The 15,407-nt window shown below is 57.5% G+C and carries 13 protein-coding genes; 10 read left to right on the forward strand and 3 right to left on the reverse strand.

Going from position 1 to position 15,407, the window contains the following annotated elements; genetic code table 11:
• Positions 1-31: 31 nt before the first annotated feature.
• A complete protein-coding gene (locus MARHY_RS06490; RefSeq protein ID WP_011785419.1) occupies positions 32-994 on the reverse strand; it encodes an AAA family ATPase in 963 nt (320 codons plus the stop codon).
• Positions 995-1,136: 142 nt separating this feature from the next.
• Between MARHY_RS06490 and MARHY_RS06495 the strand changes: the two genes are divergently transcribed.
• From MARHY_RS06495 to MARHY_RS06510, 5 genes are all read left to right on the forward strand, one after another.
• Positions 1,137-6,017: an NAD-glutamate dehydrogenase gene (locus tag MARHY_RS06495; protein ID WP_014421069.1), complete on the forward strand. Its 4,881-nt coding sequence runs from the start codon at positions 1,137-1,139 to the stop codon at positions 6,015-6,017.
• A 68-nt stretch (positions 6,018-6,085) separates the two neighbouring features.
• A complete protein-coding gene (gene can / locus MARHY_RS06500; protein WP_011785417.1) occupies positions 6,086-6,763 on the forward strand; it encodes a carbonate dehydratase in 678 nt (225 codons plus the stop codon).
• Between the two features lie 126 nt (positions 6,764-6,889).
• Entirely contained in the window at positions 6,890-7,063 is a 174-nt protein-coding gene (locus tag MARHY_RS18825) for a hypothetical protein (RefSeq protein ID WP_014421070.1), read from the forward strand.
• A 133-nt stretch (positions 7,064-7,196) separates the two neighbouring features.
• The gene (locus MARHY_RS06505) at positions 7,197-8,252 is read left to right on the forward strand and encodes a methyltransferase (protein WP_014421071.1); all 1,056 of its coding nucleotides are present in this window, start codon (positions 7,197-7,199) and stop codon (positions 8,250-8,252) included.
• Between the two features lie 195 nt (positions 8,253-8,447).
• Positions 8,448-9,587, forward strand: coding sequence for a class I SAM-dependent methyltransferase (locus tag MARHY_RS06510; protein WP_014421072.1), 1,140 nt, complete (start codon positions 8,448-8,450; stop codon positions 9,585-9,587).
• 3 nt (positions 9,588-9,590) lie between these two features.
• Here MARHY_RS06510 and MARHY_RS06515 read toward each other — a convergent pair whose 3' ends face one another.
• Positions 9,591-10,208, reverse strand: coding sequence for a riboflavin synthase (locus MARHY_RS06515; protein WP_014421073.1), 618 nt, complete (start codon positions 10,206-10,208; stop codon positions 9,591-9,593).
• A gap of 157 nt (positions 10,209-10,365) precedes the next feature.
• On the opposite strand from MARHY_RS06515, the gene MARHY_RS06520 reads away from it, so the two are divergent.
• The 5 genes from MARHY_RS06520 to MARHY_RS06540 are packed head-to-tail and all read left to right on the forward strand — an operon-like array spanning position 10,366 to position 14,606.
• Positions 10,366-11,259, forward strand: coding sequence for a hypothetical protein (locus tag MARHY_RS06520; RefSeq protein ID WP_014421074.1), 894 nt, complete (start codon positions 10,366-10,368; stop codon positions 11,257-11,259).
• 60 nt (positions 11,260-11,319) lie between these two features.
• The gene (locus MARHY_RS06525) at positions 11,320-11,997 is read left to right on the forward strand and encodes a TetR/AcrR family transcriptional regulator (protein WP_011785412.1); all 678 of its coding nucleotides are present in this window, start codon (positions 11,320-11,322) and stop codon (positions 11,995-11,997) included.
• A 58-nt stretch (positions 11,998-12,055) separates the two neighbouring features.
• Entirely contained in the window at positions 12,056-12,556 is a 501-nt protein-coding gene (locus MARHY_RS06530; RefSeq protein ID WP_014421075.1) for a L,D-transpeptidase, read from the forward strand.
• Positions 12,557-12,579: 23 nt separating this feature from the next.
• Positions 12,580-13,821: a mechanosensitive ion channel family protein gene (locus tag MARHY_RS06535; RefSeq protein ID WP_014421076.1), complete on the forward strand. Its 1,242-nt coding sequence runs from the start codon at positions 12,580-12,582 to the stop codon at positions 13,819-13,821.
• On the forward strand, positions 13,818-14,606 hold the full coding sequence (locus MARHY_RS06540; protein WP_014421077.1) for an S-methyl-5'-thioinosine phosphorylase: 789 nt from the start codon (positions 13,818-13,820) through the stop codon (positions 14,604-14,606). The genes MARHY_RS06535 and MARHY_RS06540 overlap by 4 nt, the downstream gene beginning before the upstream one ends.
• On the opposite strand, the gene MARHY_RS06545 is transcribed toward MARHY_RS06540, so the two are convergent.
• The gene (locus MARHY_RS06545) at positions 14,587-15,381 is read right to left on the reverse strand and encodes a CsiV family protein (RefSeq protein ID WP_014421078.1); all 795 of its coding nucleotides are present in this window, start codon (positions 15,379-15,381) and stop codon (positions 14,587-14,589) included. The genes MARHY_RS06540 and MARHY_RS06545 overlap by 20 nt on opposite strands.
• Positions 15,382-15,407 lie beyond the last annotated feature (26 nt).

Genomic DNA, 15,407 nt, shown 5'->3' on the forward strand with positions numbered 1-15,407 from the left:
GACGCTGTGATGGTCTCCTGTCAGCAAAACCTCAGGCGGCAACCGGCACCCGGTCGATCAGCCTCTGCAACACGGAATCGGCGGTCATGCCTTCGGCCTCGGCTTCAAAGGTCAACAGAATCCGGTGGCGCAGCACATCGTAAGCCATGGTCTGGACATCGTCCGGTGTCACGTAATCCCGTCCATCGAGCCAGGCCAGTGCCCGGGCGCATCGGTCCAGTGCGATAGTGCCGCGGGGGCTGGCGCCGAAGGCGGTCCATCGAGCCAGTTCAGGGTCCAGGGTCGCGGCATCGCGGGTGGCCAGAATCAACGCCAGCAGGTACTGCTCCACAGGTTCCGCCATGTAGATATCCGAAACCGCCTGCCGGGCGGCCATCACCTGTTCCTGGGTTAGACGAATGTCTACGTTCGGGATTCCCTGACGGTAGTCGCTGCGCGCAAGGTGCAGAATCTCACGCTCGGCATCGGCAGAGGGATAGTCGATCACCACATGCATGAGGAAGCGATCAAGCTGGGCTTCCGGCAGCGGGTAGGTGCCTTCCTGTTCAATCGGGTTCTGGGTCGCCATCACCATGAACAGTTTGGGCAGGGGAAAGGTTCTCATGCCAACACTGATCTGGCGTTCGCCCATGGCTTCGAGCAGGGCCGACTGGACTTTCGCCGGTGCCCGGTTGATTTCATCGGCCAGCACCAGGTTGTGGAAAATGGGGCCGCGCTGGAATTCAAAGGTACCGGTCTCGGCGCGGTAGATTTCGCTGCCGGTGACATCAGAGGGCAGCAGATCCGGAGTGAACTGGATCCGGTGGAAGTCGCCCTCCAGATGGTCGGCCAGTGCTTTCACCGCGGTGGTTTTGGCCAGCCCCGGCGCGCCCTCAACCAGAAGATGGCCATCGGCCAGAAGGGCAATCAGTAGCCGGTCGACCAGTTTGTCCTGGCCAATAATACGCTTGGCCAGTTGTGCTCTGAGATCACCGAACGTTTGCTGTAACGACATGAAATAACTGCTCTTGATGTATGAATGCCTGCGTAAGTGATTGCCGCAGTTTTGGCGTCTGGCCGGCAAAAATCAAGGGTTTGACTATGCTTATGTGACGATACCCTGATTACGTTTCTTTCACACAAACCAGAGGTCGGATATGAATGCGCTGACAATCGCCAGCAAGGATCAGTTTTTCGAACAGTTGGCCGATGCGTTCTCAGAAAAGATTGCAAAAACCGAGGCAAAGAAGATCGCGGATTTTGCCAGACAGCATTACGCTCATATTCCTCTGGAGGAGTTGGCCAGTCGCCGCTTCTCGGATACCTACGGTGCCGTCCTGGCGGCGTGGCAGTTCCTGCAAAAACGCAGTGCCGATGAAACCCCGGTTTCGGTGTTCAACCCGGACCTGGAAAGTGACGGCTGGCAGTCTACCCACAGCGTTGTTTTCATTCTCCACCCCAATATTCCGTTCCTGATTGATTCCCTGCGCATGGCCATCAATCAGCGGGAAATCGGCACCCACTCCATTCAGCATTCCATCCTGCGAGTGGAGCGGGATGACAATGGTAAGCTGAAGAAACTGCACACCACCAAAAAGGCATCGAAGGACGCAAGCTACGAAGCGTTCATCGTGCTTGAAATCGACCGCCACAGTGCCCCGGAAGACCTGCGCGACCTGGAGCAGACTCTGCAGAAAGTGCTGCACGAGGTACGCATCGCGGTGGGTGATTTCCCGATCGTGAAAGAGAAAGTCAGCGAGATCGTCAAGGAGCTGGATGCCACCACGGCGGGAATCAGTGAAGAAGGCAAGGACGAAGCCCGGGCTTTTCTGACCTGGCTGGTGGATGACCACTTCACGTTTCTGGGGTACGACGAATACGACTTTGCCAAGGACAAGCAGGGCATGGTGGTGCGCCGGGTGGAAAACTCGGAGCTGGGTATTCTTAGAGTCAACAACGAACGCCCTGATCGGGTCCGGCTGAATGAGCTGCCGCAGCGTACCCGCCATGAAATGACCCGTTCCGATGACATCTTCATCTTCGCCAAATCGGCGCAGCGGTCCCGGGTGCACCGGCCGGCCTATCCCGATTACATCGCGGTCAAGAAATTCAACAGCAAGGGCGAAGTGGTGGGTGAGCGCCGCTTCCTCGGTCTATACACCGCTCGGGTCTACAACGAGCGTCCCGATGAAATTCCGCTGTTGCGGCGCAAGTTCCAGAGCGTGATGAAGCGATCCGGCTTCCTGACCGACGATTACGCTGGTAAGGAGCTGGAGCAGATCCTGACGCTGTATCCGCGGGACGAGCTGTTCCAGATTGAAACCGACGAACTGCTGCGCGTTGCCAAGAACATTCTGTACATCCAGGAGCGTCGCCGGATTGAGCTGTTCATGCGGGAGGATGTATACGGCCAGTTTGTAACCTGTCTTGCCTTCTTCCCCAGGGATATCTATAACACCGAGTTGCGCCTGAAGGTGGAACAGGTACTGCTGGATCGCCTAGAGGCCGAGGATATTGAGTTTGTCACTCATTTTTCCGAATCGGTGCTGGCCCGGGTACAGTTCACCATCCGGGTGCCACAGGTCGAAAATCGCCAGTTGCCGCTGGCGGAGATCCGCGACAAGGTTATTGAGCTCGCCCAGTCCTGGCGCGACGGCCTTTACGAGGCGCTTAGCGAAGCTTATGGCGAAGAGCAGGGCAATGAGCTGTATCGCGTCTGGGCAGGCGGTTTCCCGGCCAGCTACACTGACATGTTTTCACCTCGCCGGGCGGCCATCGACCTGGAGCACATCACTGCCTCTGCCCGCGACGATGATCTGGCCATGAGCTTCTACCGGGCCCTGGAAGAAGACGAGAACACGCTGCATTTCAAACTGTTTTATCCGGACGAGCCGCTGCCACTGTCGGATGTGATGCCGATTTTCGACAATCTCGGTTTCCGGGTGATTGGCGAGCACCCGTTTGAGGTGATTGATCGAACGGGTAAAACGGTTTGGATTCATGACTTTACCCTGCAATCCCACACCGGCAATATGGTGGATATTCACCGTATTCGCCCGATTTTCGAAGAATTGTTCCGCCGGGTCTGGCACGGTGAAGCCGAAAACGACGCCTTTAACCGCCTGTTGTTGTCCTCCTACATGAGCTGGCGTGAGATCGCGTTGCTGCGTACTTACGCCCGCTACATGCGCCAGATCCGGTTCTCTAACAGTCAGACGTTCATTTCCAACACGTTGGTCAACCACGTCAACCTGACACGGATCCTGCTGGAATACTTTGAGATCCGATTCAACCCTGAGCGTTTCAAGAGTAAGGGTAAAAGCGAGGCGGCCCAGCAGAAACTGGAAATCGAATTCAACGCCGGCCTGGATGAGGTGGAAAACCTCAGTGAGGATCGGGTGCTACGGCTGTATCTGGAGCTGATGCAGGCGACGTTGCGCACCAACTACTACCAGCCGGATGGTGAGGGCCGGCCCAAGCCCTACATCAGTGTGAAATTTGACCCGTCGCAGATTCCGGACATGCCGCTGCCATTGCCCATGTTCGAGATCTTTGTGTATTCCCCTCGAGTGGAGGGGGTTCACCTGCGTGGTGGCAAAGTGGCCCGTGGTGGTTTGCGCTGGTCGGATCGGTTCGAGGACTATCGCACAGAAATCCTGGGCCTGGTAAAAGCGCAGCAAGTGAAGAACGCGGTCATTGTGCCGGTGGGCGCGAAGGGTGGCTTTGTGGCCAAGCGTCTGCCCGATCCGTCCGACCGGGAGGCATTCCAGGCAGAGGGTATTGCGGCCTACAAAACATTCATCCGGGGCTTGCTGGATATTACAGATAACCTGGTGGATTCCGGCATCCAGCCGCCGGAGCGGGTCATCCGCCATGACGAAGACGATCACTACCTCGTGGTGGCGGCTGACAAAGGCACCGCCACTTTCTCCGACATCGCTAATGGCCTGGCCGCGGAATACGGCTTCTGGATGGGAGATGCCTTCGCCTCCGGTGGTAGTAACGGTTATGACCATAAGAAAATGGGCATTACCGCCCGGGGCGCCTGGGTCTCCGTGGAACGGCATTTTCGTGAGATGGGCATCAACCCGGCCGTGGATGAATTTACCGCCATCGGCATCGGTGACATGGGGGGCGATGTGTTTGGTAATGGCCTGCTGTGCTCGGAAAAAACCCGGCTGGTGGCCGCCTTCAACCACATCCACATCTTCATTGACCCGACCCCGGACGCCGAACGCAGCTACAAGGAGCGTAAGCGCCTGTTTGAACTGCCGCGTTCCGCCTGGACCGATTACGACAGCAAGTTGATTTCGAAGGGCGGCGGCGTTTTCAGCCGCAATGCCAAGTCCATTCCGGTTAGCCCGGAAATGAAAAAGCTGCTGGGCATCAAGGCGGACCGCGTTCCGCCCAATATGCTGATCAGTCACATCCTCAAGGCCGAAGTGGACCTGCTCTGGATTGGTGGTATTGGCACTTACGTGAAGGGCAGCGGTGAAAGCCACTCCGACGTGGGCGACAAGGCCAACGATGGCCTGCGGATCAATGGTGCCGAGCTGCGCTGCAAGGTTGTAGGCGAGGGCGGTAACCTCGGCTTCACCCAGATGGGGCGGATTGAATACGCCCTGAAGGGTGGTCGCCTGAATACCGACTTCATCGACAACTCGGGCGGCGTGGACTGCTCTGACCATGAAGTGAACATGAAGATCCTGCTCAACCGGGCGGTAGCCATGGGCGATCTGACTGGTAAGCAGCGCAACATCATGCTGGAGGAAATGACTGATGATGTTGCCTCGCTGGTGTTGAAGAACAACTACCGTCAGACCCAGGCCATCAGTATCGCCAGCGAGGATGCCGCCACCCGGCTGGAAGAGTATCGTCGGCTGATGAATACCTTCGAGAGCGAAGGCAAGCTCAACCGGGCACTGGAGTTCCTGCCGGATGACGAAACCCTGTCAGAGCGCAAGCTGGCCAAGAAAGGGCTGACGCGGCCGGAACTGTCGGTGCTGATTTCCTACGTCAAAGGGGATCTGAAGCAGGTGCTGATCGACAGTAATCTGCCGGACAATCCTCTGCTGGCGGGTGAGATGTACAAGGTCTTCCCGCGGGATCTGACAAAGCGTTTCTCGAAAGAGCTGGGTGAGCACCAGCTGCGACGGGAGATCATCGCAACCCAGATCGCCAACGACATGGTTAACCACATGGGCATTACCTTTGTGGAGCGCCTGAACCAGTCTACCGGGGCGGACGCAGCATCCATTGCCCTGGCCTGGATTATTGCCCGGGATGTGTTCCGCATCGACAGCTGGTGGGACAAGATTGAAGCGCTGGATTTCCACGTTTCCGCGGATCTGCAGATGGAGTTGATGCAGGATCTGATGCGTCTGATGCGTCGGGCTGTGCGCTGGTTGCTTCGTAATCGCCGGGCAGAACTCAATATCCAGAGTCACATGGAGCGGTTTGCCGACAGCGTCTGGGCCATTACCTCGGGACTGCCGGAATACCTTGGCGACCAGGCTCGTGCCAATTGGGAAAAACGCAATGATCAGCTGATGGCTGCGGGTTTGCCGAAGGAACTGGCGTCGGTGCTGGCAGGAACCGGCTATCTGTATTCCTCTCTTGGTATTATCGAGGCACAGGAAGCCACAGGCATGCCGCTGAAAACGGTGGCCAACCTGTACTACGATCTGGGTGACCGTCTCGACCTGACCTGGTTCGCTAATGCCATCGCAGCGTTGACGCCAAGTTCCCATTGGCAGGCCCTGGCGCGGGAAAGCTTCCGGGAGGATCTGGACTGGCAGCAACGGGCTCTGACCACCGGTGTGCTGAAAACCGCTGAAAGCCCGGAGAAAGTCACCGATAGTGTGAACGCCTGGGAGCAGCGCAACCAGCACATGATTGATCGTTGGAACGCGATGCTGGCGGAACTCAAAGGCGTAAGGGAACCAGAATACGCCATGTTCTCGGTCGCACTGCGGGAGCTGCTGGACCTGGCGCAAAGCACCATGCATCAGAGCCCGGAAGACGTAACGACCAACTGACTATTGCGTTATGTCGTTGATTCCCGTTCAATCCCGCAGCGGGAATCAATGGCAGGAGCAACAAGATAATGGCACCACTGAAACATCTACTGGACAAGAACCGGGCCTGGGCCAATGGCATCAAGTCGGTGGACCCGAAGTTCTTTGACCGGCTCTCGAACCAGCAGGCACCGGAGTACCTGTGGATCGGCTGTGCCGACAGTCGGGTACCTGCGAACCAGATTGTGGACTTGCTCCCCGGTGAGCTTTTCGTGCACAGAAACGTGGCCAACGTGGTTGTGCATACAGATTTCAACTGCCTGTCGGTGCTCCAGTTCGCCATTGAAGTGTTGAAAGTTAAACACGTATTGGTAGTGGGGCATTACGGTTGTGGTGGCGTGCGCGCGGCATTGCTGAACGAAGGCTTTGGCCTGATTTCAAATTGGCTGCGCCATGTTCAGGACGTGCGTGACCGTCACCAGTCCGTACTGGACGCCATTCCCAATGTGCAGGACCGGGTAGACCGCCTGTGTGAGCTGAACGTGGTAGAGCAGGTAGGGCATGTATGCCAGAACAACATCGTTCAGGAAGCCTGGCGTCGCGGCCAGCCATTGACCGTGCACGGTTTCGTTTACGACGTGGCCGACGGGCTGTTGAGGGATATGGGGCTGTCGATCGCCAGTGAGGCAGACCGGGAAACGATTCGTCAGTCCAGTCTGGATGAGCTGATCGAACGACCGGTTCGCTCCGGTCGCCAAAAAATATAATACGAAGAATGTCAAAAACTGTCAAAAAATCGTGATGCTCGTCACTTCCTGACCCGTGGCGTCATCACAGTAGTGACCTTCTGCGTCTGTTACAGTAGCAACTGTAAGCAGTAAGGGAGGTAAACCATGAAAGAACTGATGCAGAAAGCCCTGCAGGCACTGGGAACCCGCAGAAACGAAAGTTCTGCCATGGATAGCGCAAGGGCTGAGGCCAAGCGCACCGAAGCACGCACCCCGGAAGATTGGGGAATGTCACCTGAAGACGCCCTGCGTGTGGGTACGGTTGCACGTTACAAATAATATCTGGCTCTTCCCGGGCGGCCCCAGAGGCCGACCCCGATAGCGACAGCCCCGACTGATGCCACAGGGCAGACTCGGGGCTTTTTTCCGGTTAGCATACGCGGCTCATGATTCTGGCAATGGTCCGCTACCCATGTCTGCACTGCCCAATACCCACGAAGTTCTGCTCCGCAATGCGCATCTGTTGAATGGACGCCCAGCGCTGTTAGGCGTCTCGGATGCATCGCTTTTGCCCCGATGCCCGGTTCCCGGTATCGCGATGACCGAGCACGCCGGTCTTTGGCAAATCCTGTTCCATGACACTGACTGGGCTGGCTGTTTTGGTTACGAGCCAGATCGGCAGCAGCAGGGCTCTTGCGATACCGTGGTGGTATTTTTGCCTAAAGCCCGGGCTGAGTGTGAGCTCCGCCTGGCTTTGGCTCGTTACCTCGGCAAACCAGGTGCGGCACTGGTGGTTATTGGCGAGAAGAAGGAAGGCATTGCCGGTGCCATAAAGCAGTTTTCCGTCGTCGCCGGGGAGGTTGTAAAGGTCGACAGCGCCCGCCATTGCCAGGTCTGGTGCGGCAGAAATACCCAACCCCTGACCGAATTCCGGTTGACTGACTGGCTCAGCTGGACGGAGCTTTCCTGCGCTGGCGTGGCGCTCTCTGTTGCCGGCTTGCCAGGCGTTTTCAGTCTGGGTCGACTGGACGATGGCACCCGGATGTTGTTGGAAACCCTGGCTGAGTCACCCCTGGGTGTCGATCGGGTGCTCGATTTCGCTTGCGGTGCAGGTGTTATCGGGTCCTGGCTGCATGGTTTTCATCAGTTGGCGGGGAAGAAGCCAATTCGAGTAGATGGGACCGATGTTCAGGCGCAGGCCGTGTTCTGTGCCCGGGAAAGTTACCGTAAGGCAGGGGTAAACGGTGAGATTTTTGCCGCTGATGGCCTGGCTGCCGTTCAAGGCAACTGGCCGGCCGTGATCAGCAACCCGCCTTTCCACACCGGTGTAAAAACCGATACATCCATGACCGAGCAGTTCCTGGCCCAGGTGGCCGCTCATCTCGCGCACGGCGGCGAGCTGAGGCTGGTGGCCAACAGTTTTCTGCCGTATGAAGCCCTGATTCGACAACACATCGGCCCGGTTGAGAAACTTGCGCAGGATCGGCGGTTTACCGTTTACCGGGCATTTCGGAAAAAGTCGGGCTGAAAAACAGACAGAAAAAAGCCCCTGGGGTAAGGGGCAAAAGATCTTGTCCGGAAAAATGCGGCCGGCCAGCCGGGTCAGGGCTGGGGCATGACCGGAAAGGGTGTTCGGCGTGAACACCCCTAACTTAGGTTTAATTTCTAGAATAAACAGCCTAAAAGTGTTTATTTTCCCGAAAGCTGCCAACGGAAGCCCAAAATGACAACTGCCAGACTCCAGACACCTGCCGGTGAACTCCGCCTGATCCGGCCAGGCGGAACGGCTGGGCTGCGCGCCTGGGACGCTGCCGACGAGTTGTTGTTCTCGGCTGCGGAGCCTTATCTGGCAGACGGTTTGCGCGTGCTGGTGGTGGACGACCAGTTTGGTGCTCTGACCCTCGGGCTTGCCTGCTATCAGCCGCAGACAGTTGCCGACAGCGCGACGCTCGCACACTCCGTGTTGACGAACGCTTCGCTCAATCCGGGGTTACCCGACTGCCCGACGGTTTTGAACTGGCGTCGGCCACCCTCAGGGCCCTTTGATCTGGTGCTGCTCCGTATTCCCCGTCAGGCCGGTTATCTGGCCTGGTTGTTGCGGTGGCTCAACAGCGTGCTGGCGGAAGACGGACAAATACTGGCGGGCGGTATGATCAAGCATCTGCCCGATCGTAGTGTTGATGTGTTCGCCAGTGCGGTGGTCACCGAACAGGTGTTGCCTGCCCGTAAAAAGGCGCGGGTAGTGGTGTGTCGTGGTGGCTCGGCCACATTGACGGAATGGCAGGAGCAATGGCGTGGCTACCCGGTGGCAGGATTGCCCGGGCCGGTCGAGGCGCTGCCCGCAGTATTTGCCAGAGATAAGCTGGATATTGGCACGCGGGAGTTGTTACCGCTGATTCCTCAGGCGGTTAGTCGAGTGCCCCCGGCCGGGCGGATTCTGGATCTGGCGTGTGGGAATGGCGTGCTCGGGTTGTCTGCGCTTGCCGGCAGGCCGGGCGCCGAAGTGCATTTCAGTGACGTATCCAGCCAGGCCATTGCCAGTGTTGAGCATAACCTGAACCGGTATGAGGGCGGCGATTGCGTGCACTTATGGCATCAGGACGGCATCGCAGATGATTTGCCTGACTATCAGCTTATTCTGCTGAACCCACCCTTCCATGAGGGTGGCGTGGTAGGTGATCACATCGCACTGAGACTGTTCAGGGATGCCGCCCGGCATCTGGCGCCGGGCGGCCGCGTATTGATGGTGGGCAATCGCCACCTGGGGTATCACCGTTCCCTGAAACAATACTTCAGCAGCGTTGAACAGAGAGCTGCAAGCCCGAAATTCGTGGTGTTCGAAGCCCGGAATGGCGCGGTGTGAGTCTCAGGCCGTCGCCGGGCGATCGTAGCCGAGGCGCGCGAGGGTATCCACGATGGTCTGGGTTTGACTATCAATCTCGATGTTGACCTTTTGCCCCTTAGTGGCCTTCCCAAACGTGGTGGCACGCAGGGTCTCCGGGATAAGGTGGACGTTGAAGCGGTTACCTTCCACCTCGCCAATGGTCAGGCTGGCGCCATTGATGGCAATGTAGCCTTTGGGGAAGATGTACTTCGCCCAGGTTTCCGGTAGTTCGAACCATAGGGTCACGTTGTTTTCCGGCCGCAGAATATCGACGATGGTTGCGGTAGTGTGGATATGGCCACTGAGCAGATGGCCGCCGATTTCATCGCCGATTCGGGCGGCGCGCTCGAAGTTGATTTCGTCGCCGGGTTTCAGGTCGCCGAGGGTGGTCAAGCGCAGGGTTTCCTGCATGGCGTCGAAGTACAGCCGGTGGCCTTCCTGGCGGGTAACCGTCAGACAGGTGCCGTTGATGGCAACCGAGGCACCGATGGTTACGCCCTGAACCCGGTCTTCCGGGAGCTCGATCACGAAGGTGCTCAGGCCCGGCGCCGCGATCACGTTTTCGACCCGTGCAATGCCCTGAACGATACCGGTAAACATACATGCTCTCCTGAAAGCCGTTGATTGGCGCAAGCATACCGGCGCCTGCCAGTGTTGCCAAGAAGTCTGCAAGCCGTTTATGACGGCAAAGCCGACATTCAAGAATTGTTCGTAAAGGTCGATACTTGCATAAAGAACCTGAAGAACAGTGACCTCAATGGCGGAAAATACAGCAGTAGACAAGACAGATCCGGCCAACGCATCCGGAGCGGTGCTTCGCCCCGGCCGGGCCGCTGATCCGGTGCCGGCGACACCGGAATCCGCCCTCAATGCGGCGCAAAGAACCGCTGCCCTGCAGGCTGATGATGACCAGGGCCAGAATACTGAATCCGGCAGCGAGCGGCCCGAGGCGCAGGAATCGCAGGATCGGACTGCCGAGACCGGGTCGGAGAACCCGGATATCGAGCAGGCGTTGGCGGAGTCGCGACAGCGCAAGCTGCGTCTTATGCTAAGGCAGTGTGACCGGGTTCTGCTGATGGACTTCAACTTGCTGGCTATGTCGGACTGGCCGGATAACTATCAGATGGCAGCTGCGCGGCGTAGCCGAGACCTGTGGATCTTCAGTGCCCTTTTGGCTGCGACGTTTTTCCTCAGTGGTTTGACCGGTTTTGTGCCGGCCTGGGTAGCCGGTGGAGGTTTTGGCGCTTTCGTGATTATTCTGTTGCTGGGAGTGCCGTTTATCCGTCGGATTTACACTTCCAGCCCCTCCTATATGGATTTAATCATTCGCCGACAGCGCATGCTTCGGGATGCCCGCAAACATGCGGCCCACCTGGAGGGAAAGGACGGGCTGATATGGCAGTGTGCGCGTATGGCAGAGTACAACCCGACACTGCGTCATACCCGCTTCAGTGAATTGCTCAGACTGTCTGAGCAACGGGTGTTGCCGCGTTATCTTACCCGGCGGGAACATGTTCGGCTGTATCTTATCTATCTGCTGGAAGCCGAGAAAGCCTATGGCAAAGTCCAGCAAGCGTTTTTCGACGGCAATCAGGACGCGATAGACCGGGGTTGGCAGGCAGTGGCGGCGGTTCCTGAAGACCGAGCTTGACATGACAGACCTTCAAACGTATGTTTCAAACAGACGTTTGCTAGAGGCTCTGACAACAAAATGGCGCAGTCTGATACCGTTGACCGCATTCTTGACGCTGCCGAAGAGCTGTTTGCCGAGCGTGGGTTCTCGGAAACATCGCTTCGTATGATTACCAGCAAGGCTAAGGTAAATCTGGCCGCTGTCAATTATCACTTTGGGTCAAAGAATGCCCTGATCCACGCCGTGTTCGCCCGGTTCCTGACGCCGTTTTCGGCCACCCTGGATACCGCCTTTGATGAACTCGAAGAGCGTTGTGATGGCCAGCCGCCCACGCTGAACCAGACCCTGTGGGCGCTTACGGAAAGTGCCGTGCGCATGCCTCAGCGTAATGAGAAAGGCATATCCATCTTCATGCGCTTGCTCGGTCTTGCCTATACCCAGTCTCAGGGCCACCTGCGTAAATTTCTCGAACAGGAATACAGTGAGCCCTTTGGTCGTTTCATGCGCTTGCTCAAAGAGGCCACGCCTGAGTTGTCCTCGGTTGATCGCTATTGGCGCATCCAGTTCATGCTGGGAGCGACGGCCTTCACCATGTCCAGCAGTGATGCCCTGATTGATATTCTCGAAAACAAGCTGGGCGTTGAAACCACGGTTCAGGAAATTGCCGCACGCCTGGTGCCGTTCCTGGCCGCAGGCATGAAGGCGCCAGACAAAATGCTGGTGCCGCCTACCGCTTCAGGCGTTTCGGTTGCCTGAACTCCCCCGCCTCGGGTAGTCTTCCCTCTGGTTCGCAGCCGGAGGGAAGTCGCTACCAATGCCCGATAACAAGCCCCCCGGGGTTACCCTGTCCATTGATATCGCCAATCAGTTCCTGACACTGGCTACTCAATCGGGTGATATCATTGCCCGCTACCCGGTATCCACTGGCCTGAATGGCCCCGGCCAGGCCGACGGCAGTGGCTGTACCCCTGTTGGCAAGCATTATGTCCGCGCCCGAATCGGGGCAGGGCAGCCATTAAATACGGTGTATCGCGGGCGCCGTCCCACTGGCGAGATCTACAGCCAGAGTCTGGCATCAGCGAATCCGGGGCGCGACTGGATTCTTACCCGTATACTCTGGCTTTGTGGCTGTGAATGGGGGCGAAACCGTGGGCCGGGGGTAGACACCTTTCGTCGTTTTATCTATATCCACGGCACGCCGGACAGTGAACCTATGGGGGTTGCCAGATCCCATGGCTGCATCCGGATGCGCAATGCCGATATTGTTGAGCTTTTTGACCGGGTTCCAGCGGGGACCCCGGTCAGTATCTATTAACCCGCATAATTCAGAGGGACAGGATGATTGGCGAAGTTTTGGGTGTACTGAATGGCTGGATAGAGCAGTTCGGGTTGCTGTCTGAGGGTTGGCGGGCCGGTGTGCTCGTCTTCCTGCTCGTGCTGGGTACGGCGGCGGTTGCCTACATTGCCAGTCATGTGATTTCTGCGCTGGAGCGCAAATTCGCCAGCACTCATAACCTGTGGGACGATGCTATTCTGCACGCGGTCCGTCGGCCTGTCGTGGCTTTCGTATGGCTCCAGGGGGTGTATTGGGCTGCCGAAGTGGCACACCATTTTTCCGAGGCTGAGGTCTTCAAGGCCAACGGAACGTTGCTTCAGATCGGTTTTGTCTGGGTGGTGGTCTGGTTTTTTATCCGGCTGATCAAACAGTTCGAGAACATCCTCACCTCTCCGATCAAGATGCGCAAGCCGATGGATTACACCACGGTCAATGCCATCAGCAAGCTGTCGCGAGCGGTCGTGATTATTACCGCCGCGCTGACCGCCCTGCAAACCCTGGGCTTCAGTATTTCAGGCGTGCTGGCATTTGGTGGTGTCGGGGGCATCGCGGTTGGTTTTGCCGCGAAAGATCTCCTGGCGAACTTTTTCGGTGGGTTCATTATCCATTTGGACCGTCCGTTCAAGGTGGGGGATTGGGTTCGATCCCCGGATCGGAGCATTGAGGGTACGGTTGAGCATATCGGATGGCGACTGACCACCATTCGCACCTTCGACAAGCGCCCGCTTTATGTCCCCAATGCGGCGTTTACCACTATTGCAGTGGAAAACCCATCACGTATGACCAATCGCCGGATCTACGAGACCATCGGCATTCGCTATGCCGATGTGCATTCCATGAAAACCATCGTGGACGAAATCCGGGAGATGCTGAAGAATCATGAAGAGATTGATGCCAACGAGACCTTGATCGTTAATTTTCTGGCATTCAATTCATCGTCACTGGATATCATGGTGTACACCTTTACCAAAACCACCCAGTGGGTGCGTTTCCATGAGGTGAAGGAAGATGTGTTACTGAAAATCAGTGACATCATCGAAAACCATGGTGCCGAGGTGGCCTTCCCGACGCGCACGCTGCATCTGCCGGATGGGGTGCGGGTAGACGGGCGTGATTCCTCAAAACGTGAGGACTCAAACGACAAGTCCTCGGACAAGGATGCTGATTCCGGAAAATCCGGAAAAAATATCGATCATGATGGCGGTTACGGTGAAGCCGATTCAGATTCCGGAGACGGGGAATGACAGTAACGAATGACAATGTACCGGTAGGAATTATCGGTGGTACGGGGCTGACCAGCCTGAGCAATATTCAGATCACCGGAGAAGAGATAGTGACAACTGCGTGGGGTGAGCCCTCCTCCACGCTGGTGCGGGGGCAACTGGGTGATCAGCCTGTTATCTTTCTGGCGCGTCATGGTAACCCGCACCGTATTCCGCCCCATCAGGTCAATTACCGGGCCAACATTCAGGCGTTGCATGATGCCGGCGCTCGGGTGCTGGTGGGTGTAAACGCGGTTGGTGGCATACATGCCAATATGGGGCCGGCCCACATCGTGATCCCGGATCAACTGATCGACTACACCTGGGGCCGGGCCAGCACTTTCTTCGAAGGCGAGCTGGAGGAAGTTACACACATTGATTTTACCTGGCCCTACGATCAGGAAGCGCGTCAGGTGTTGATTGATGCTGCTCGCGCGGCGTCTCTGTCATTTTCCGGGTTTGGTGTCTATGGCGCGACGCAGGGGCCCAGGCTGGAGACGGCGGCGGAAATCCGCAGGATGGAGCGGGATGGCTGTGACATCGTTGGTATGACCGGCATGCCCGAGGCAGTGCTGGCGGCAGAGCTGGGCTTGCGGTACGTCAGCCTCGGGCTGGTGGTGAACTGGGCTGCGGGTAAAACCGACCACATTATTACCATGGCCGAGATTGAAGAAGCGATTGCCCAGGGCATGTCCGGCGTTCGGCAGATTCTGGAGCGTTCAATGGCAAGTCTGGGGCAGCTTGCGCTTACCCCTCAATCTTCTTGAAGAAAACCAGGACGCCGACGGTGGGGGAGTCGATGAAGTGGATTTCCTCACTGCGCATCCGCCGCGTTTCACGAATCCAGGTCACCAGTTCTACTGGTGCCGGACGAAGTTGGTAAGCGGTACCGGTGCCTTTTGATGCTGAACCACCGGTTTCGCTATCAAGTGTATTGCCAGAGTCCTGATCGGAAAACTCCGCAACCGCTTCGGTCTGAGGCGGTGTTTCAGGCTCTGCCGGCACGGCCTCGGGATCGTCGCTGACGGCCCAGTGGTTAAGCTGCACATTAACGTGCAGGTAGCGTTGGCGGTCAATGGTGATCTGGCCTTCCACCGCTCGTTGGCCAGACTCGGCCAGCCAGTCACCGATTGCGACACGCAGAGGTTCGCCCTCGTAGTCGGGCGGAAAAGCTTCATACCAGCCGGCACTCGCCAGTACCCGGTAGTTACCGCTTCGCTCGAGCCGGTTGGCCGCCTCGCCCAGGTGCAGTTGGTTGCGGGGTACCAGGTTGAGTTCGGTTACCCGCTCCCCGGATTCCTGCTCCACCCAAAGGGTTTTGCCGGCCTCTTCGACAGGTTCCACCGACTTGTTCGCCATCTGCTCTTCAATGCCGGCCGGGTCCACCAGACGCTGTAAAATCACCAGCTCTGCCCGGTAGTAGTCGTTCGGGACATTGCCTGAAGCGCCCTGGGCCCAAAGGATAGCCGGTGTGAATGCAACTGAGGCGAACAGCGCCGCACTGGCCAGGGTTTGCCGGGAGCATAAAATGTGAGCTTGCAAGGGCGTTACTCCACCTGAATCCTTTT

Origin of the sequence: Marinobacter nauticus ATCC 49840 (assembly GCF_000284615.1) — a bacterium.
In the GTDB taxonomy this organism is placed as follows: domain Bacteria; phylum Pseudomonadota; class Gammaproteobacteria; order Pseudomonadales; family Oleiphilaceae; genus Marinobacter; species Marinobacter nauticus.

What these genes read in the sequence shown, in the direction of transcription:
- MARHY_RS06490 (WP_011785419.1), bottom strand. Translation starts at nt 994, where the DNA reads ATGTCGTTACAGCAAACGTTCGGTGATCTCAGAGCACAACTGGCCAAG.
- MARHY_RS06495 (WP_014421069.1), top strand. Translation starts at nt 1,137, where the DNA reads ATGAATGCGCTGACAATCGCCAGCAAGGATCAGTTTTTCGAACAGTTG.
- can (WP_011785417.1), top strand. Translation starts at nt 6,086, where the DNA reads ATGGCACCACTGAAACATCTACTGGACAAGAACCGGGCCTGGGCCAAT.
- MARHY_RS18825 (WP_014421070.1), top strand. Translation starts at nt 6,890, where the DNA reads ATGAAAGAACTGATGCAGAAAGCCCTGCAGGCACTGGGAACCCGCAGA.
- MARHY_RS06505 (WP_014421071.1), top strand. Translation starts at nt 7,197, where the DNA reads ATGTCTGCACTGCCCAATACCCACGAAGTTCTGCTCCGCAATGCGCAT.
- MARHY_RS06510 (WP_014421072.1), top strand. Translation starts at nt 8,448, where the DNA reads ATGACAACTGCCAGACTCCAGACACCTGCCGGTGAACTCCGCCTGATC.
- MARHY_RS06515 (WP_014421073.1), bottom strand. Translation starts at nt 10,208, where the DNA reads ATGTTTACCGGTATCGTTCAGGGCATTGCACGGGTCGAAAACGTGATC.
- MARHY_RS06520 (WP_014421074.1), top strand. Translation starts at nt 10,366, where the DNA reads ATGGCGGAAAATACAGCAGTAGACAAGACAGATCCGGCCAACGCATCC.
- MARHY_RS06525 (WP_011785412.1), top strand. Translation starts at nt 11,320, where the DNA reads ATGGCGCAGTCTGATACCGTTGACCGCATTCTTGACGCTGCCGAAGAG.
- MARHY_RS06530 (WP_014421075.1), top strand. Translation starts at nt 12,056, where the DNA reads ATGCCCGATAACAAGCCCCCCGGGGTTACCCTGTCCATTGATATCGCC.
- MARHY_RS06535 (WP_014421076.1), top strand. Translation starts at nt 12,580, where the DNA reads ATGATTGGCGAAGTTTTGGGTGTACTGAATGGCTGGATAGAGCAGTTC.
- MARHY_RS06540 (WP_014421077.1), top strand. Translation starts at nt 13,818, where the DNA reads ATGACAGTAACGAATGACAATGTACCGGTAGGAATTATCGGTGGTACG.